The following is a 17,569-nucleotide window of genomic DNA, read 5'->3' on the forward strand; positions in this document are numbered from 1 at the left end:
GGCTGAAGCTTGCCGCGCTGGGACGCTCACGGGGTGGGCTGACCAGCAAAGTCCACCTGTCGGCCGATCGGCGGTGCCGGCCGCTGTCCTTCGTTCTCACTCCAGGTCAGGCCGGGGACAGCCCGCAGTTCCGTGCAGTGCTGTCAAAGATCAAGGTTCGAGTTCCGATCGGCCGTCCACGCACCCGACCCGGGGCGGTAGCCGCCGACAGGGCCTACTCCTCGCGCGGCAACCGCGCCCACCTGCGTGAGCGCGGCATCAAAGCCGTCATCCCGGAGAAGAAGGACCAAGCCGTCCATCGCAAGAACCGCGGCTCACTCGGCGGCCGCCCCATCAGCCACGACCCCATCCTCTACCAGCAGCGCAACACCGCCGAACGCTGCATCAACCAGATCAAACAATGGCGAGGCCTGGCCTTCCGCTCCGATAAAACTCCTGGCAGCTATTTGGCCGGGCTCCATCTAGCGGTGCCCTTCTGTGGATCCGAAGCCTTCAGCCCGGATGAAGATCCGAAGTCCGTACAGGCCCTAGTTCGTGGTGGCGGCCACCCGGCCGCCGAGGCGCAGGGCGAGCGAGTACACCGGCTGCCTGGTGGGCAGCCCGCCACCTTGCTCACCGGGACTGGCAGCTCCTTCTCGCGCATGCGCTCGGTGAGCCACTGGAAGAGGTCGTGCACGTCCAGGCGCCGGGGCGCCCGCTTGTCGCCTTCGGTGAGCAGCCGGATCAGTTCGCCGGTGAACGTGGTGTGCCGCTCGCCCGGCCGAGCCCAGGCCGTCATCGCGTGGCCCACCGCCGCCACCACGAAGTGCCCTTGCCGTCCGGCCAGCGTGTCGGCGACCTGACCGGCCCGCACGTCGGCCCGGCCCGCGTAGCAGCACTCGAGCACGACCAGCACGAGCGCCGCTTGGCAGTCGGCCAGAATGTCGCGTACGGCCTCGTAGGGCAGCGTCTGGAAACGTACAGCGGGGCGCCTGACTGTGTGGACTGCCTGGCGCTCGTCGACGAGGTCGTCGAATCGGCCTGGCGCGCGTTCTCGGCCGAATACGGCTCGCCCGATGAGCTGACCCTCGCCGAGATGGTCCTCGACGAGCCGCAGTGCCACGACTGGCGGGTCGTCGACGCCGCGATGGATCGGCTGCCATGCCCGGAGTGCGGGTCGCCGCCGGGCCGGGGGCCGGCCGGATGCGGCCCATGTGACCTGGCCCACGGGTTTCGATTCTCGGCGGCGGAAACCGACCGTGAGGGGGTGCCGCCGGGGAACGAGCATGCCATCCGGGTCAATGTCGCGATCGTGCGGAACCCTCATCGGTCCGGCTCGGCGGCCGATCTTTGGGGAAGGCGGGCGATGCTCGCCCCGCTCCTGGTCGGGTGGTTACCGCCAACCGCAGAAGCTCAACGGATCGGGGCGCTGATCAAGAAGGACATCGACTACGAGACGCTCATGGCACCGCTCGCCCGTCTCGCCGCCACGCGTGAGCAGTGACCGGGGCAACGGCGGGAGCCGCCAATCACGCGGTGGATTCAGGCTCAGTCCCCTTCTCGGGGGTGGTCCGGCGGTTGGCGGGGACGTGGTCGTTCAGGTGGCGGGCGAAACGGGCGCGCCGCGTTCGCTGCTCGTCGGCCAGGTGGGCCAGGTAGCCGGCGTGCATGGTTCCTCCTCAGGAAGTTCAAGCACCAGGAAAGTACTTGGTGGATCGGTGGGATCCCGTCTGCGGTCTATTGGAGGAGGCACCGGTTGCAAGGGGCTTGAGTTTCGCCTGCGATCCGCCACGGCGAACCCCCACGAGAGACCACGCTCGACATCGTCGAGGAGATCAGGCGGGCCCACCCGGACGAGCTGATCGGCGTCATCGGCGTGCGGGCGTGGGCACGGTCGACGTCACCGAGGCGCGCGGCCTGGAATTCGACACCGTCGTCGTGGTCGACCCGGCCGCCATCGAGGCCAACCGCGAGTCGGGCCTGCGCGACCTGTACGTGGCCATGACCCGCGCCACGAAGCGCCTGTTCGTGGTCACAGACCCCCGGCCTTGAGCCACTCCGTCCCGGCGACGACATGAAGCTCGGCGCCCCGCCCCGTGACACGGGCGCCCGTGAGGGCGGGATGGACGCCGACAACGGTGGCGCGGCCGTCCGCGACCACAAGCGCTCTGGCGTCCTCCACCGTGTTCTCCCATGCGGTGACCTCGTCACCGCTCACCCGGACGACCGGGAAGTCCATGTAGTAGCAGGCCCACGCGTCTTCGCCGGCGACGTTGAGGGCGTAGCAGTCGGAGATCCCGCCGTACGGCGGGTCCTCCGGAAACGTCCACACCCGCTCCAGCCCCGCCGAGAACCGGACCAGCCCCGAAGCGCCGATGGGCTCCGGGCCGCGAGGTCCACCCCAGCCGAAGTTGCCGCCGATGCCCTCGTCGAAGTAGCCGACCCAAATCTCCCCCGACGGCGTGGTCTGGACGTGCTCGATCCCGTCCCCCAGCACCCCCCCTCAGCCACAGCCCGCCATCGGCGTCGTAGACGGCCGCGTTGGCCTCGGCCCGCCCGTCGCGGAGCCGGCACCGCGCCCCCACGAGCAGGACACCGCCGTCGGGCATCGGCTGAGCGAGGAGGTAGGCGAGCCCGTGCCCGGCGATGGTCACCGAGGACACCAGGTGAGGCCGGTAGGTGGCGACGTGCACCGTGCCGGCCGCGCCGATCTGGGCGACCGGGAACGACACCCCGCTGGGCGCGACGACCCGCCCCGCCATCGCATCGGCGTCGGGCTTGGCGGCCCAGTCGACGACCATCTCACCGTCGGGCCCGGGCACCGCCGCGACCATCTCGACGTCGGGGACCGGCGGGACCAGCTCGGCGTGGCGCCGGAGCGCGAGATCTTTCACGAGACGGGAGATTAGTCGGCGCGGCCGTGCAGCCGAAGATCTGTCCGGCGCCTCAGATCGGTGACCGGGAGGGGCCGGATGCCCGGGCACGATGCCGAGTTCACCGGCTACGTGTCGGCCAAGTCGTCGTGGTTACGCCAGGTCGCGTTCCTGCTGTACGGCGACTGGCACCGCGCCGACGAACCGTTACACGTCGCCGTCACGAGGCTCTACCCGAACTGGCATCGGGTACGGGCGGTCGAGAACCCCGACGGCTACGCGCGCACCGTCCTGGTCAACGCCTACCTGGCCGAACGCCGCTCGTCCTGGGCCCGCAGGGTGAGCCTCCTGGGCGGCCACGAGGAGACCGCCACGACGTTGCGATGCTCACAGGGCAACGCGAAGAGGCCGGCGAGGACCCGCCGGTGGAAGAGGGCCAGACCGCGAATCGGCATCCGTGGTGAACAGACAGCGCGCGTACTGGATCACCGGAGTCCCTGGTGACCCGCTCAACGGGGGTGACGCCTGGCTGAGGTGGCCGACGGCCGGCGGCATGATTCCACGAAAGTCGTCACGCGCAGCGGATGACCGAGAAGGTGGCGCTCAAGCCGCGCACCGACGCGAGCTTCACCGGCCCGCGCGGCCCGAGTCCAGCCTGCCGGCCAGTTCCAGCAGGTCCGGCAGGCGGAGCACCCGGCCGCCGCCTCCCGGTAGTGGCACGTGGAGGGGCGACGTCCAGCGGCCGGGGATGGCGGGCAGGCCGTACACGGCGCCGGCCAGGCCGCCCGTCACCGCCGCGACCGTGTCGGTGTCGCCGCCGACGGCCAGGCGGGTGATTCCGGCACGCCGACCTCCAGGACCACCTCGCCGCCGACCCGCGACCGAACTGAAGATCAGCGAGTTGACGTCTTCGGAGCAAGACGTCAAAGCGGGGCGCTGATCTCTGAACGCTCCGCGCAGCGCAGGCCCGCTCGACCTAGACCTCGACGGCCGGCCGACCGTCACAGCACAACACTCTCTCCGCAGGTCAGACTCACGCGGACGCCACTACCCAAGGCCCCGCACCAGGCCTACTATCAAATAGCACCCGCAGTAGTCTCATTTCACTATCAACTGCAGCTCCGCGCTATCAACTAGGCACGCCAGACAACAAATGTCTGGCGCCAGCGAAGATGACAGTGGTCGACGCTGTGACCTGCACACTGTCAGGTAGCGCTCCGTAACGACTTCTGCGTGCGTCGAGCAAGACCCGCCTGGCCATCACCGGGTCAAGGCAGGTCTGGCGTCTTGTCGGCTCCGAAAACAAGGCCAACCGCGCGCCGATCCGCAGGTCGCCGGCGAGCCCGACGCGCTCCGCAGGTTCCATGACTACGATCGGCAGATCAGATGATCGTCACCACCTTGTCGGCTACGAGGACGCACTTATCGTTGAACTGCAGGCGAAGCTGGTCGGTGATGGGCAAGCCGCCGATGTACTGGGCCGCCTCGTGGGGTGACATACCCTCGCGGGCGAGGTTGACGTCCTGGGCTATCACGAACAGGAGCCAGTCGCCTGCTTGCGCGCTGGGCCACTCCTTGCCGTCGTGCGGCACGCTGCCGTAGGGTCCGCCGTCCAGGCCCCCGTATCCGGCCAGGCCGCAGTACCAGCCGTCACCGGGCGCGGAGTCGTCGAGCATGCCGTTGTCCTGCATTTCGAACGGGAAGGACTTGCCGTCCGGGGACGTGATCACGCCGAGGACGTAGAGTTCTCCTCCCTGGTAGGGCATACCGCCGGGCCGGGTGAACTGTGCCCGGACCATCAGAGGTCCGTTTTGACGATCAAAGACGTCGGGCACGTCGACAACCCGATCGGCGGCCACGTGCGTGTTCTCCCGCTGCTCCGAGACGGAGTAGGTGTAGACGCCGCCGTCGGTGGTCCGGGTGTAATCCCATGCCCCCAAGATCTGGAAGGGTTGCCCGGGATTCGGCGGCTCGAGGTAGTCGTAGCGCAGGCGCACTGACTCCGCGATCGTGCGCTCTCCGGGCGGCGGGATCGTCGCAGCCTGTCCCCGGTAGTGCGGGTCCTCGCCGTCGGAGGCGACGGCAATGGTGGCGACCGCGCCGGCTGCGCCGTAGAGCCCCTTTGCGACGTGGTCCTGGGTGGTCCCCGTTGCAGGTTTGGTCTCCACCTTTGTGCAGCACTTGACGCTAGGGTCGGTCTCCTGGAACGTCCCGGAGACCGAGACCAGGCCACCGTCCAGAGTGCCGTCGGAGAAGTAGTCGTACAGGGCCGCCCCGGCCGCGATGAGTGCCGCCACAATGCCGAGCACGATCTTCCACAGAGGGTCTTCGAACGGGTATGGCCCGCGTTCCCCCTCATAGGGGACGGCGGGCACCCATTCGTAGGTGAGATCGACCGGAATGACGAAGTACGGGGGTTTCGGCTCTTCCTCGGACTTGGGGTCCTGGTAGTCGTCCGGCCCCACGATGGCCCGATGCATGACCATCCGCATCGTGCCTTGGGGGGTAACCGCAGAGTAGGTCTTGGTTGCCTTGTCGAAGTCGATGCGCGTGACGAAGATTTTCTTGATGACGCGGGTGAAGGGCTGCCCCTGGGACTCGATGATGAAGCTGACATCGGTCTCGCCAGGCGTCGCATGGGTGAAGTCGGCACGTAGTCCTGCACCGATTTCCGCCCCCGGGGGCACTTCGTCGAAGGTGCGTACGTCTCCGAGCTGACTGATGCCGGGATCGGAGAAACCCTCGATGTAGATGCGTACATCTCGCAATGCGGTGGTTTCTGTGTTGAGGATCCCAGCCCGTACCGCCTGCTGGCCCATGTTGACGACGAAGATGCCGTCGACGTTCATCATGCCCGTCGCAGGGTTCACAGCGGCTGGGCGGTACGGAATCTTGACGGACATGACTGTCCGGCCTCCTTCTCCGACGGGATGCTCATTCTGATTCGGGGACGACTACGATGGCGCAGCCGCCCATCTCTTCCTGTTCGTCGCCCCACTGCTCGATGAGGAAGCCGGCGCCCTGGCCAGGCCGCGCGTACTCGGGCATGGCAAAGACCGCAACAGCCATGTAGCGCTGTCCGGGTGCCAGGGTTACCCGGCGTACCTCGGGGAGATCTCCGGGAGGTATGCCGTCCCACTCGCCGGTGCACACCACGTCGGGCAGATCGTCGGCAAGCACCTCACCTGTCGCCAGACCAGCGGCGACTCCGTCCAGGTCGTGCGACGGCCATGCCTTGCCAAGCTGTTGGGTGAACACGTCCTCGAGAGCAATGCGGCGCAGTCGCACTGCGGTGACGATGTCACGGTCGTCGTGTGGATTGCTCACCAGGATGCGGATGTAGACCATGTGGCCCCGCTTGGGTTTGAGCAACTGGATGTTTCGCTGCGCGAGCCGATGGTCGTACCGCACGTGAAGGTGCCCCTCAGGGAACCACGTGTCGTCGTCGCTCGGGCTATAAGCCAGAGCTAGCAAGCATAGGTGCCCGCTGTTGAGGTACTCCGGCCTCCACGGGGAGACGCAGAGCACTTCTCGCGACTCGCCGGGTTCGAGGGCGACCTTGCTCATGCCGACGGGCTTCAAGTTCCCGTACCGCATGACGGTCGCTGGAACCGCCCACCAGAAGTAGACGACAACATCGTCCGTACCCGAGTCTCCAGTGTTTGTTACCTTTGCCCACAGGTAGTTCTTCTCACCGACCACAGGCAATCCGAGGGGCCCGTTCGGGTCAGCGCCGGGAACTACCCAGATCGAGTCGCTGAGATACCACGTGGGTGACCCATCGGCGATCTCCAGCCGTGCACTCATCGCACACCTTCTCGTCGGTCCCCCACAAAACGGGACACACTTCTACGGGTATGCGCGCAAGCACGTCAGCAGAATCCCACCAGAGCGCCAGAAGACCTGCCAGTGTTACCCAAGCGCGCAGTCCGTGCCCTGGATGGTTGGGGTCTATCCGTTGAACGACTCTGTCGCAGATTCGGTGTAACAAAACGTCTGACTGCGTCACGATGAATCGTTATTGATCTTGATAGGCTGGTTGAGCTTAGCCGCAGGCATGCCCATGACCAGCCAATTCGCCCGACTTCGTCACACCGGATGCACCGAACACAACCACCGGCCGAACGTCGAGGGCATGACCCCCTACGATCCTGGCCGTCATCACGCCCTCACACATCCTCCACACCGGCCGCCGGCTTCCCACCGGATTGGCCTAGCTGCTGCGCGCCCTCCTTCCCGTCATCGACGCTTCGCCAAGCTGCGGGCGGCGCTGACTCACGGCCGGCGGAGAGGCTATCGTGACCGTCTGCAACGGGCTCGGGAGCGCAGCTGCTCTGCCCATGCCTCTCAGCTATAAGGCCGCCGGCGAAGTCCCGAGTCGCCCCTGGTCAGGTGCCGTGAAGTGTCCGTCTCAGTTATCAGCGGAGCACTGCGAACCTCTGACCAGGAAGCTGACATCCTGGCTGAGATTTATGGAGGTCGCGTTGGAATTGCGTGATGGGATTGGACGATCTCGCTCAGATACCGTCTCGATGATCATGTCAACGGTTGAGTATCCAGCCTGCCAGCTGATGAGTTACCTGAGACGGAGCCCAATCACTTCTCAATGAAGATGGCAGTTTGGTGTGCGAGAGCAAATCAAAACGCCTGGCCTCCATCGCCGCAACCTGCCCAACGCGCCGATCCGCGTTCACCCGCCGCGCTGGCCGATCAGCGGAACCGGCCGGGAAACCGACGAACTCGGCATGGGCATTCTCCCGCCCGCCGCTCCCGCCGTCTTTGGAAAACCGGGCTTAGGTAGGCCCGAATCATTCTGCAACGCCCAATCGCAAGGCCGGCTCGCTCGGCTCTGGCGCCTATGTCCCACAACTGCACCGTCTTGTCACTGCTGGCGGTGGCGAGCAGGCGGCGGCCAGAGAGCAGCCCACCTTCTGGATGGAGCCGGTATGACCGGGGAGGGGGTCGCTGGCCTCTCGTGGCGGAGTTTCTCCTAACGATCAGCGCGCCGTGCGCGCATGATGTGCTCGCTGACGTTACGCAGCACGATCAGGCGCATAAAGTCGATTCTGTTCGGCACCTTCATGCTGGCGACCTGCATCGAGACCGCGCTCGCCGCCTCAGCAGGCTCGGGCCACAGGATCCCGTGCAGGATGGCCAGGGCGTCAGCGGTCAGCTTCACCCGGTCAGCCTCAGGGCCGCCGCCGAGCGAATTCGCCTGGTCGATGGCAACGTCGGACTCCTGGATCAACCGGTCTTCAGTTCTTGGCGCTCCCCCGGGAAGCGTTCGCCGGTGTCGAGCAGGCGCAGGACCTCGCCCGCGATCGGGTCTTCGATTCCGGCGATCGAGATGACGGTGGTCGCGATCTGCCGGTTGACGACCGGTGCCATCGCGGGTGAGGGGTCGGCAAGGCTGCGGGCTATCTCCGGTTCGTCCAGGAAGGGCGCCCGGGGGTTGAGGTAGGCGGGCGGGACGATCGCGTCGGGCAGCGGGTCGACGATCTTGAAGACGTGGCGGGGAGAGCGCAGCCATTCGGGTGGTACTAGGGATCCGCTGAGCCTCTCCCCAGGGCCAGGCAGCGGGCCTGGAGCTCGGGCAGGCTCAGCTCATCGCTCACGCCCAGCTCCGCGCTGTCACCACAGCCGTAGCCGTCGTTGTTCCACGCCTCCAGCTTCGCGTCCGTGATGGTCTTCCCCGCCAGGACCGAGGTGTCGAACTTCAGGTAGGAGCGCTCGGTCACCAGGAAGGAGAAGCCGCCATAGGTGCCCGCCCACAGCGAGGCGTCACCGGTTGCGACCGCCCCTTGGTTGTCGAGCCACAGGTCCGTCTGCAGGGGCAGAGAGACCGTGCGCTCGACGGGCGTCGGGGAGGGAGACGGAGAGGGAGACAGGCTAGGACTCGGCGTGGGGGTGGGCGTGGGGTCGGGGTGGGCGTGCCGCCTCCGATGGTGAACCACCAGGAGTACGGGCCTGCCATGGCGTTACCGACGAGGTCCTGGGCTCCGGTGTAGGTCGCGCCCGCCGTCAGCGGTTGGGCCAGGGTGAAGTCGGCGGCCATGTCCTCGCCGGTCGACTCCGTCTCCCCCGCTACGACCACGCCGCCGGGGTCCTTGACGGTCACCACCGTCCCGGTCACCGCCTCGTCGAACACCACCACGACGCTCGTGGCCACCTCCACGTTCTGCGCGGCGGCGGACGGACTCGTCTCGATGACCGACGGAGGGGTCTCGTCCGGCCCCTCGGGCTCCTCCTCCGGAAGGATCAGGTCGGCGGGGTCGACCTCGTAGGTGTCGATGGCCTGCTCGGTCATCGCCTGCGCCTCTTCCAGCGTCACCTCGCCAACAGCCGGGTGTCGGCGGCGACCTCCAACCGGTTGGCCACCGCGCTGTCGTAGGCCAGCGGCTCGTCGGAGTCCGGGTCGTCGATGAGGCTCGGGATCACCACGTCCTGCTTGATGGTGGCGGGGATGTAGTTGACGATCAGGACCGGGCCACGCGGCTGGTCCTCAGATTCGTAGTTGCCGTACTCCAACGAGCGGTACCAGCGCCAGTTGGTGGCCTCCGACTCACTGGCGGAGCTGAGCTGCACGCCGTAGTCGGGCTGGCCGTCCATCCAGTCCTGGACCATCTGCTCGATGGAGTACCACATTTCCCCTTCGCCGCGGGAGCAGTCGTCGGTGTAGGCGCCCTTGTTGCCGACCTGGCCGGTCGTGGTCACCGCCGGCTGCCTGCTCCAGGTCAGAGTGGACATGTCCCAGGAGGAGGTGACGCGCCGGGCGACGATCCCGAAGCCGATCTCCGACTGGCAGAGGTTGGAGCGGTAGTTCCACAGACGCAGGTCGGAGTTGACGACCTCGCCGCCCTCAAGAGGGGTGTCCTTGACGTTGAAGCGGATGTACCCGCGCCAGGTGACGCTGCCGCTGTTGGACTTGCCGACCAGGATGCGGTCCAAGCTGTCGTTCGAGGCGCCGCTGGGGTACGTCGAGTTGTTGACGAAGGTGTCGCCGTCGATCCCGGTACCGGTCCAGTCCTCCGCCGGAACGGCGAGGGTCACCGGATAGGTGACCACGGGGTCGGCAAGGAATCCGGCGTCCGGAGTCACCGTCAGGACCGGGGTGCCGGTGGCCTGGTCGATCGTGGCGGGCGCCGATGCGCTGTGGCCAGACTCGGGCCGCTCCAGCGCCGCCGCGTCGAGCATCAGGGCCGGCGCGATGGGGGCGATCTTCTTCGTGCCGTCGGCCAGCAGGGCGGGCGCGCCGGCGGTGTCCTTGCCGTAGCGCAGACCCTGCGGCAGGCCGACCGGGAACCGCAACGTCAGCTTTCCGGTGGGCCGTTGCCGGATGAGCACTTGCTGGCGGAAGCCCGTGGGGGTCGCGGTGACGACCATGTCGAGGCCCTTGCCGTACGCGGATCGATAGGTGGCCGTGCTGCCGCGCAGCTCGGGCCGGGGAAGGTCACGGGGCGCGTGGACGGACACCTCGCCCGCGTCGCTGGCGGTCTTCAGGACGGCGGTGTCGCCGCCGGGCGAAAGCGTGAGGTCGCCCTTCGCCGCCTTCGGGCGGATGACGCCGTCGGCCTCCATCAGCGTGGTGTCGATCGGGCGCCACCGTCCGTCCTGCCGGATCCGGATCGGCGTGGTGTGGAGCTCGGTGTGGAGCGTTGTGCCGTCGGGGTTCGCGTACGTGGTCGTGGTCTCCGACCGCAGCGAGGGGATCTCGATGAGCTGGTTCTGCTTCTTGGCCTCGGACTGGGCGCTGAACAGCGGATGGCCGGCCGTTGAGGCGGCGTCGGGTGAGGGGTCGGCTGCGGCTGGAGGCGGCGAAACCGCCAAGGAGGTGGTCAGCCTAAGAAGGCGGCCATGACGCCGAGGCGACGGGTATGCGATCTGGACAAAGTACTAGTTCACTTCATCTTGATGCGAAAACTTACAAAAAAGGTTGAATCTTCACATAAGATCATCAAGGGAGCGAAGCTGGCATGGGTAAACCGATCTCGTCAGCGAAGATGACAGTGGCCGACGCTGTGGCCTGCACTGTCAGTTAGCTCTCCGTGACCCCTCTCGGGCGCGTCATCGGAGGTGGCAGTGGCAGATGATCTCGATCGGCAACGGCTAGGATCCCTCGCGTTGCGCTCTTGGGGCTTCCGTGGGGCCACCTGCTCTTCACACGAGGACGATATGGCCGTCGCCCGCCTCACACAGGACGGTTACGATCGGCCGCCGCAAACCGATATGCCCACAGGCGTGCCGTCACGGCGAGACGCCCGATGGGCTCCACGGACATGAGCAGCAGGCCGGACAGCGGGAGTGGGCAGGTGAGCCGACCAGACGGGGACGAGTCGTCGATGCCGCCGACCGGTTCCGAGGCCGCTCAGAACGGTGCACGCCGGTGGATCCGCGAGGCCGCTGGACGTGGTGTCGCGTGGGCGAGCCCGCGGGCGATGCTCGCCGGGCTGTGCGCCAGTGCGCTGATCCCGGTCGCGCTGGCCGAACCGGGACTGCTGGCGGCCGCGGCGGGACTGCATGTCGTGGGTTCGGTCGGCGCCAATGTGCTGGCCACCCTCATCAGCGACTCCTTGGACGCCGCCCGGATCCGCACCCGCAGACGCTCCCCTGCAGACCCGGCACCGGGCGACGCAGGCGACGAGACCGGCCTCGACGCGCCGCCGGGCCGCAAGCGGATGACGATGCCGACCTGGAGGTCTTCGCCGAGCAGGTGCGACAGGAGCTCGCCGACCGGATCGAGCAGATGCTGGCCGCCCAGGATCGTCAGGCTGAGGCGCTGGCCTTCACGCTGACGCTGATGCTGGAGCGGATCGACGCGACCGCCGTCGTGGTCGGCGAAGTCGTCTCCACCGGCCAGCACCAACTCCTGCGCGAGTTACTGTCAGGGTTCGCCGGCCTGGGCGATCAGGTGGCGGGATTGCGCCCGCTCCTGCGCGACTTGGAACACGCGGTCGGCTAGATCCAGCTGAGCCTGGCACGGCAGGACGCCCGGCACCACTCAGGTCACCTCCAGCAGCAGGTGATGCTCGCTCTGCTGCTGGAATCCCGCCAGCACCTGGCCAAACAAACTGGTCAACCGCCTGCCCGACACGGATTCCCGCGCACAGGACGGCCAGCTGGGCTGGCCGCTGCACGAGGTCAACGATCCCTTCGCCCTGGAGGTGCACCGCACCATCAACTCGGAGGCCGACGGTCTGCCGACCCTCCCCGCGTACGTGCCCCGCGAGCATGACGGGCATCTCAACAAGGTGGTAGCCCAAGCCGCTGCGGGCGCCAGCCGGATCGCGGTGCTGGTCGGTGGCTCCTCCACCGGCAAGACCCGCGCCTGCTGGGAAGCGCTGCGCCCGCTGCGAGAGCTCCCTCAACAGTGGCGATTGTGGCACCCGATCGACCCCACCCGCCCCGACGCGACACTGGCAGACCTGGAACGGATCGGCCCGTACACGGTGGTGTGGCTGAACGAGGCCCAGTTCTACCTGACCGACCCGACTTTGGGCGAACGCGTCGCTGCCGGGCTACGCGACCTGCTGCGCGACCCTCAGCGAGGCCCGATCCTGGTACTGGCCACCCTGTGGCCCGCCTACTGGGACACCCTGACCACCCGCGCCGGCTCAGACCCGCACGCTCAAGCCCGCGAACTGCTGGACGGGCACGCCATCACCGTTCCCGACGCCTTCACCTCCGCCGACCTAACCACCCTGACCCAACTCGCCGCCGCAGACCCCCGCCTGAAGGAAGCCTCCGACCGGGGCGGCGATGGCCAGATCACCCAATACCTGGCCGGAGTGCCGACCCTGATGGACCGCTACCATCAGCCACCGCCCGCCACCCAGGCCCTCATCCACGCCGCCATGGACGCACGCCGCCTGGGCTGCGGCCCCAACCTACCGCTGGGACTGCTGGCCGCAGCCGCCCCCGGCTACCTCACCGACACCCAATGGGAGGAACAACGGTCAAACGGGCCGCTCGTGCCTACTCTGCAACATCCATTACGCGGGAGGAGACGGCAAGGAAGTGTGGAGGGGCCGAGAGCTTGTGGGATCGCGTCTTCGACGGCAATACCGAGATCAAGCGAGAATCGCGATCAAGCTCTGACCAGCGCACTGACATCTCATGGAAATATCGACTGACAGTTCCGTGAAAAATCTCACGCCGAGCTGTGGGAGACCACCGACGGCAGCTGCTGCTAGACCCGCAACGCCAGCCTGGAACAGCAGACCGTGCAGGCGCTGCGCGCCACCCGCGAGGCCGAGGACGCCGCCGAGACGGCCTCGGCGCGCGCCCGAGCCGCCCGCGCGTGCGACACCTCGGCCGAGGAACGCGCGGAAAACGCCGCACACGCTGCCGCCGAGGACAAACGGCGGGCCGACCTAGCCGAACGCCACCGCCGAGGCCGTCACCGAACGGCTCACCGCCGACCTGGACCGGGAACGCCGACGCGCCGAGACCGACCGCGCCGAGCACGCCGGCCAGCTCGCCGAGCTCCGCCAGGCCACCGCCGAGGAGATCGGCCTGGCCCAGGCGCGCGTCACCGCCATGGAGCAGGACTTGGCGCTGACCCGCCAGCAGGCTGCCGGCCATGCAAGCGAGCTGGAGGACCAGCTCGCCCGGCAACGGGAGGCGGCCGACCAGACCGTCCGGAAGCAGGGCTCCTACCTGCCGTGATGGACGAACGCCGCCCATAGCGCGGGCGAGGCCGGGTTGGTCTCGGGGATTCAGGGCGAGCGCTTCGCGTCCCGTCGCGGCGGATGGTCGAGGAGTTCTGTTCTCCTGGCCAGTCTCACGATATGTATATGCGGTGGTATTGGGGAGATTGATCTGGTGGGCGATGTCCCGCAGCGAGCGCAGGAGTGGTGTCGGGGTAGGGTACGACCCGCCCTTGACCGAAGCGCTCGAGCGGGTGAGCGAGGGCAATCTCGACCTCGGCCTGAGGCTCATCAAGCAGGCGCGTGGCCGTAACGATCTGCGGGCTCTGCGGATCTCGCGGCTCGGCGAGGCCGCCGGGAGACACCTCGACGTCCTGGCCGGCAAGTTCGGCGACGACCCCGACGCGCTGCTCTGGCTGGGTAGTGCCCGCGTCAGCCTCGCATGGGAGATCAGAGGCGGCGGCTACGCGAAGTACGTCACCGAAGACGCCTTCCGGGGTTTCCACGAGGTCCTGGAAACGGCGGCCGATCCGCTGTTCGCCGCCGCGGACCTGGTCCCGGACGACCCGGTGCCGTGGCAGTGCCTCCAGTGGTTCGGGCTCGGCATGAGCCTGCCCCGCCCCGAACTCGACCGGTTCTGGGCGGAGACCGAAGCCAGGGATCCCGGGCTGTGGGCGGGCCGCCACGCCCGTCTCCAAACCCTGTGCCAGAAGTGGCGCGGCTCCAACGAGGAGGCTTACGCGTTCGCCAAGGAGACCGCCCTGACGGCCGAGACGGGTAACCCGGTCGTCGCGATGCTGCCCCTGGCCCACTTCGAGATCGCCGAACGCCGGATGCTGGCCGACGACGGACAGCACGACCACGAACTGATCGTGAAGAGCCATTTCAGCCGCGCCGAAGTACGGCAGGAACTGGCCGAGACCACCGACCGGTGGATGAGCGCGCCGCACGACCACCCGATGACGACCGAGGCCCGCCACCTGTTCGGGGCCGCCTTCTACTACGGCGGCGACCACGACCGCGCCCGGCGCATCATGACCGACCTGCCGATGCGCATCCCGGAATGGCTACCGTGGGGCTCGGCATCGGTCCTGCCCCGGCGCACCTACCTCAGGGTGAGACGCGAATTAGGGGTGTAGCCGTCAGCGGGCTCTCGCGGGTAAGGAGTGCGCGGCGTCTGCCGGGCTCGACCCGGCGGCCCAGACCGTGAGCCGGTCGCCGATCTCGTGTGACGTCTCGAGCAACAGCCCTTCGACCCCGTCGGCGATCCAGACGAAGACGCCGAAGGGAACCACCTTGGTGACCCTGCCGTCGTAGGGCCGGCCGTCCATGTGAGTGGCGAGGAATACCTGCCAAGGATCGGCCTGGAGGTCCTTGAGCGAGATTCTCGCTTCGCCATTGTTCGGTCCATGCAGAGGAAGGAACAGGTGATCCGCTCTCTGACCTGGATGATGTCGGAGAACGCCTGGACGTGCCGCCACGACAGGTTGGGGGCCGAGACGAAGCCGACGCCCGGGTACGGAGGGGGCTACTGTCAACTTCACTGATAAGCATGTGTGCGTACTGACAGGTAGAGGCGCGCCGGACAACAACTGTCTGGCGCGGCGGTACTTGATAGCGGCACCCCTCGCTGACCTGGGCGCAATCAAATAGACGGATATTGAAAGCCGGTGGTCGACCGGCGCAGACTTCCGTGCGCAATCTGGCACCGCCGCCACAACTTCCCCGGGCTGCGACCGCCGTCGATCGACGTTCGACCCGGCCTACCGCAGACGGCACCAGCAGCAGGCCAGGTGCGGCGAGGTTGGCGGCCACCGCCTCGCCGTCGGGCAGCTTCACCTACGCGACCGCCGACACCGAACTGTCCTGCGGCGACGTGGAGCGCTTCGCCCAGCTCCCCTATAGGGCGTGCGGAAATCATCTGTATTAAGGCCCTCATGGATGCGGATGATAATGAGCGCCGATTCCCATAATGATTTATCGCGTTATGAGAAAAAGGCGCCTCCATGTTTCACTGACGGCATGGTGTCCGCCCGGGATTACGAGCGCATCATCGCCCTTGCCGCCGGTGCCTTCGAGATCGGCGACCCTTCGGCGGTCTGGCCGTTCATCGCGCGGGAGTTCGTCGGGTCGCTCTTCGGCGCCGACGTCTTCACCCGGGCCGCCATCGACTACACCTCGGGCCGGTCGGTGCTGCTCGACATCGACCCCGCCGACCTGCGCCAGGGCAGCGGGCTCGATCCGGTGATCGTCAAGCGGCATCCGCTGTCGGTCCACTACGCCGTCACCGAGTCGCCCGAGCCGCTGCGGATCAGTGATCTGGTGCCGCCGCGACAGTGGCGGGGGCATCCGGTGGCGGCCCGGATGCGTGAGGTCTTCGGAACGACCAGCGTGATCGCCATTCCGCTCCAGGCCAGGCCCTTCCGCGGCCTTTCGATCCAGCGGGAGCGGGACGGCTTCTCCGATCGGGAACTCGCGGTGGCCGCGCGGGTGCAGCCCTTCCTGGTCGCCGCCGACCGGCACGCGCGGGCGCTGCCGGAGGCGGCTCAGGAGGCGGGACTCACGCCGCGTCAGACGGTCGTGCTGAACCTCATGGCCGAGGGGCTGGGCGCGACCGCCATCGCGCATCGGCTGGGCATCTCCGTCAGGACCGTCGACAAGCACCAGGAGCGGCTCTACCGGAGGCTGGGCGCGTCCGACCGGCTCGCCGCCGTCGTCCGCGCCCAGCGGCTCGGGCTCATTCGAACGCCAGGAGCAACTTCTCCGGGGCTCGGGTGAACACGCCGGCGTCGTGCGGCTCCTCCATCAGCCGCAGGCCGGGGAAGCGGTCGAGCAGCATGGTCACCCCGATCCGTACCTCGGCCCGGGCGAGCTGGGCGCCCACGCAGAAGTGCCGGCCGAGGGCGAAGGCGGTGTGGTTGGCGCCGGCGGTGTAGGCGCGGGTCATGTCGAGGTCGGGGCGGAACAGGTCGAAGGCGTCGGGGTCGGTGAAGCGGGACGGGTCGCGGTTGGCCGAAGCGATCAGGCAGGTCACGGTGCCACCGGCCGGGACGGTGCCGCCGGAGAGTTCGAGGTCGGTCTCGGGCTGGCGCATCACCATCTGGACCACCGAGTCGTGCCGCAGGGTCTCGGCGAACGCCCGGTCGAGCAGTTCGGGGTCGCTCCGCACGGCGGCGAGCTGGTCGGGGTGGGTGAGCAGGTTGCGGACCAGGCAGGTGATGGCCTTGTCGGTGGTCTCGCCGCCGGCGGCGAGCAGCATGCTGACGAACGCCTTGATCTCCTCGCTGGTCATCCGCACACCGTCGATCTCGGCGGTGCACAACGTGGAGAGCAGGTCGTCGCCGGGGTCGGCCCGGCGGGCCTCGACGATCGGGATCATGTACGCCGCCAGTTCCTCCCGCGTCCGCGCGCCGGCCTCGATGACCGCCGGGTCCTGGGCCAGGTTGGAGATGAAGGCGACGACCGAGGTGTACCACCGCTGGAACAGGTGCTCGTCCTGCGGCGGCAGGCCGAGCATGCCGACGATCACGCCGACCGGATAGCGGGTGGAGAACCGGGAGACGAGGTCGTCGACGCCCGACAGCGGTTCGATCAGCCCGGCGGCGGTCCTCTCGATGACCGGGACGAACTTCGTCGCGAGTTCGCGGCCCCGGAACGACGGCGTCACCAGGGCCCGTTTGGTCGCGTGCTCGCGGCCGTCCATCTGGATGATGGTGCGGCCGTGCACGGGTTCGAGCTGCCATTCGTAGTTGCGGTTGCCCGCTTCCTTGAGTGCCTTGGCGACGTCTTCGTATCGGGAGACCAGATACGTCTGGGTCGCCTCGTGCCACAGGAGGGGAAAGTGGTCACGCAGCACCGCGTAATGCGGATAGGGGTCGGCGGCGAACTCGGGCGACAGGATGTCGGGGGCGTCCATGAGGATGACGGTAAACACGCTGCGGCGGGCGCGATATGCGGAGAATTGCGTAAGAACGCCCATGACCTCCACGCGTGACTTGGAGCTCCGTACGCGATCTCATAAACCCCGATCGAATTGTTCGGAGCCCGGGCGCCTCGACGCCGTCCTACCGC

Annotated in this window: 21 protein-coding genes and 1 pseudogene; 10 read left to right on the plus strand and 12 right to left on the minus strand. The window is 67.7% G+C overall.

The genetic code is table 11. The features are described from left to right. Together AW270_RS37975 and AW270_RS24845 are read left to right on the plus strand one after the other, a co-directional pair. A pseudogene (locus AW270_RS37975) lies at positions 1–464 on the plus strand (IS5 family transposase); the annotation flags it as partial. Between the two features lie 347 nt (positions 465–811). Further along, positions 812–1,483, plus strand: a complete 672-nt coding sequence (locus tag AW270_RS24845) for a hypothetical protein (protein WP_157522539.1) — start codon at positions 812–814, stop codon at positions 1,481–1,483. A 25-nt stretch (positions 1,484–1,508) separates the two neighbouring features. On the opposite strand, the gene AW270_RS39005 is transcribed toward AW270_RS24845, so the two are convergent. Beyond that, positions 1,509–1,649, minus strand: coding sequence for a hypothetical protein (locus AW270_RS39005; protein ID WP_157522542.1), 141 nt, complete (start codon positions 1,647–1,649; stop codon positions 1,509–1,511). A gap of 214 nt (positions 1,650–1,863) precedes the next feature. Between AW270_RS39005 and AW270_RS41405 the strand changes: the two genes are divergently transcribed. Further along, positions 1,864–2,031, plus strand: a complete 168-nt coding sequence (locus AW270_RS41405) for an ATP-binding domain-containing protein (RefSeq protein ID WP_369409002.1) — start codon at positions 1,864–1,866, stop codon at positions 2,029–2,031. Here AW270_RS41405 and AW270_RS24850 read toward each other — a convergent pair. Further along, the gene (locus AW270_RS24850; RefSeq protein ID WP_061297964.1) at positions 2,012–2,476 is read right to left on the minus strand and encodes a YxiH-YxzG fusion protein; all 465 of its coding nucleotides are present in this window, start codon (positions 2,474–2,476) and stop codon (positions 2,012–2,014) included. The two genes, AW270_RS41405 and AW270_RS24850, sit on opposite strands and share 20 nt — an antisense overlap. Positions 2,477–2,645: 169 nt before the next feature. Between AW270_RS24850 and AW270_RS24855 the strand changes: the two genes are divergently transcribed. Beyond that, the gene (locus tag AW270_RS24855) at positions 2,646–2,888 is read left to right on the plus strand and encodes a hypothetical protein (RefSeq protein ID WP_157522545.1); all 243 of its coding nucleotides are present in this window, start codon (positions 2,646–2,648) and stop codon (positions 2,886–2,888) included. Positions 2,889–2,951: 63 nt separating this feature from the next. Next, a complete protein-coding gene (locus AW270_RS24860; protein WP_061297968.1) occupies positions 2,952–3,356 on the plus strand; it encodes a SigE family RNA polymerase sigma factor in 405 nt (134 codons plus the stop codon). A gap of 123 nt (positions 3,357–3,479) precedes the next feature. On the opposite strand, the gene AW270_RS39010 is transcribed toward AW270_RS24860, so the two are convergent. The 8 genes from AW270_RS39010 to AW270_RS24890 all read right to left on the minus strand — a co-directional run bounded on the left by AW270_RS39010 (position 3,480) and on the right by AW270_RS24890 (position 10,679). Then, a complete protein-coding gene (locus AW270_RS39010) occupies positions 3,480–3,779 on the minus strand; it encodes an ADP-ribosylglycohydrolase family protein (RefSeq protein WP_245674843.1) in 300 nt (99 codons plus the stop codon). 455 nt (positions 3,780–4,234) lie between these two features. Beyond that, positions 4,235–5,755 carry a hypothetical protein gene (locus AW270_RS24865; RefSeq protein ID WP_061297970.1) on the minus strand — a complete coding sequence of 507 codons (1,521 nt, stop codon included), beginning with the start codon at positions 5,753–5,755 and terminating at the stop codon, positions 4,235–4,237. Between the two features lie 31 nt (positions 5,756–5,786). Next, positions 5,787–6,659 (minus strand): hypothetical protein, encoded by an 873-nt coding sequence (locus tag AW270_RS24870; protein WP_061297972.1) that lies wholly within the window; start codon positions 6,657–6,659, stop codon positions 5,787–5,789. Between the two features lie 1,183 nt (positions 6,660–7,842). After that, positions 7,843–8,100: a hypothetical protein gene (locus tag AW270_RS24875; RefSeq protein WP_061297974.1), complete on the minus strand. Its 258-nt coding sequence runs from the start codon at positions 8,098–8,100 to the stop codon at positions 7,843–7,845. After that, positions 8,097–8,240: a hypothetical protein gene (locus AW270_RS39015; RefSeq protein ID WP_157522551.1), complete on the minus strand. Its 144-nt coding sequence runs from the start codon at positions 8,238–8,240 to the stop codon at positions 8,097–8,099. The genes AW270_RS24875 and AW270_RS39015 overlap by 4 nt, the downstream gene beginning before the upstream one ends. Positions 8,241–8,392: 152 nt before the next feature. Next, positions 8,393–8,590 carry a hypothetical protein gene (locus AW270_RS24880; protein ID WP_061297976.1) on the minus strand — a complete coding sequence of 66 codons (198 nt, stop codon included), beginning with the start codon at positions 8,588–8,590 and terminating at the stop codon, positions 8,393–8,395. After that, entirely contained in the window at positions 8,587–9,183 is a 597-nt protein-coding gene (locus AW270_RS24885) for an Ig-like domain-containing domain (protein WP_061297978.1), read from the minus strand. Before AW270_RS24885 ends, AW270_RS24880 begins: the two co-directional genes overlap by 4 nt. Continuing rightward, positions 9,180–10,679 (minus strand): DNRLRE domain-containing protein, encoded by a 1,500-nt coding sequence (locus AW270_RS24890; protein WP_061297980.1) that lies wholly within the window; start codon positions 10,677–10,679, stop codon positions 9,180–9,182. Before AW270_RS24890 ends, AW270_RS24885 begins: the two co-directional genes overlap by 4 nt. A gap of 883 nt (positions 10,680–11,562) precedes the next feature. Between AW270_RS24890 and AW270_RS24895 the strand changes: the two genes are divergently transcribed. The 4 genes from AW270_RS24895 to AW270_RS24905 all read left to right on the plus strand — a co-directional run bounded on the left by AW270_RS24895 (position 11,563) and on the right by AW270_RS24905 (position 14,637). Next, positions 11,563–11,811 (plus strand): hypothetical protein, encoded by a 249-nt coding sequence (locus tag AW270_RS24895; RefSeq protein WP_061297981.1) that lies wholly within the window; start codon positions 11,563–11,565, stop codon positions 11,809–11,811. Positions 11,812–12,013: 202 nt separating this feature from the next. Next, a complete protein-coding gene (locus AW270_RS39020) occupies positions 12,014–12,982 on the plus strand; it encodes a hypothetical protein (protein WP_061297983.1) in 969 nt (322 codons plus the stop codon). Positions 12,983–13,388: 406 nt separating this feature from the next. Next, positions 13,389–13,517: a hypothetical protein gene (locus AW270_RS41865; protein WP_275477772.1), complete on the plus strand. Its 129-nt coding sequence runs from the start codon at positions 13,389–13,391 to the stop codon at positions 13,515–13,517. 214 nt (positions 13,518–13,731) lie between these two features. Next, complete coding sequence (locus AW270_RS24905; protein ID WP_061297985.1) at positions 13,732–14,637, plus strand: hypothetical protein; 906 nt, start codon at positions 13,732–13,734, stop codon at positions 14,635–14,637. Between the two features lie 3 nt (positions 14,638–14,640). On the opposite strand, the gene AW270_RS24910 is transcribed toward AW270_RS24905, so the two are convergent. Then, positions 14,641–14,829, minus strand: coding sequence for a hypothetical protein (locus AW270_RS24910; RefSeq protein ID WP_061297986.1), 189 nt, complete (start codon positions 14,827–14,829; stop codon positions 14,641–14,643). A 691-nt stretch (positions 14,830–15,520) separates the two neighbouring features. Between AW270_RS24910 and AW270_RS24920 the strand changes: the two genes are divergently transcribed. Next, positions 15,521–16,276, plus strand: coding sequence for a helix-turn-helix transcriptional regulator (locus tag AW270_RS24920; protein ID WP_061297990.1), 756 nt, complete (start codon positions 15,521–15,523; stop codon positions 16,274–16,276). Here AW270_RS24920 and AW270_RS24925 read toward each other — a convergent pair. Then, on the minus strand, positions 16,236–17,414 hold the full coding sequence (locus AW270_RS24925; protein ID WP_061297992.1) for a cytochrome P450: 1,179 nt from the start codon (positions 17,412–17,414) through the stop codon (positions 16,236–16,238). The genes AW270_RS24920 and AW270_RS24925 overlap by 41 nt on opposite strands. Positions 17,415–17,569: the final 155 nt, after the last annotated feature.

The organism is Herbidospora cretacea, assembly GCF_001570605.1.
Taxonomy (GTDB): domain Bacteria; phylum Actinomycetota; class Actinomycetes; order Streptosporangiales; family Streptosporangiaceae; genus Herbidospora; species Herbidospora cretacea.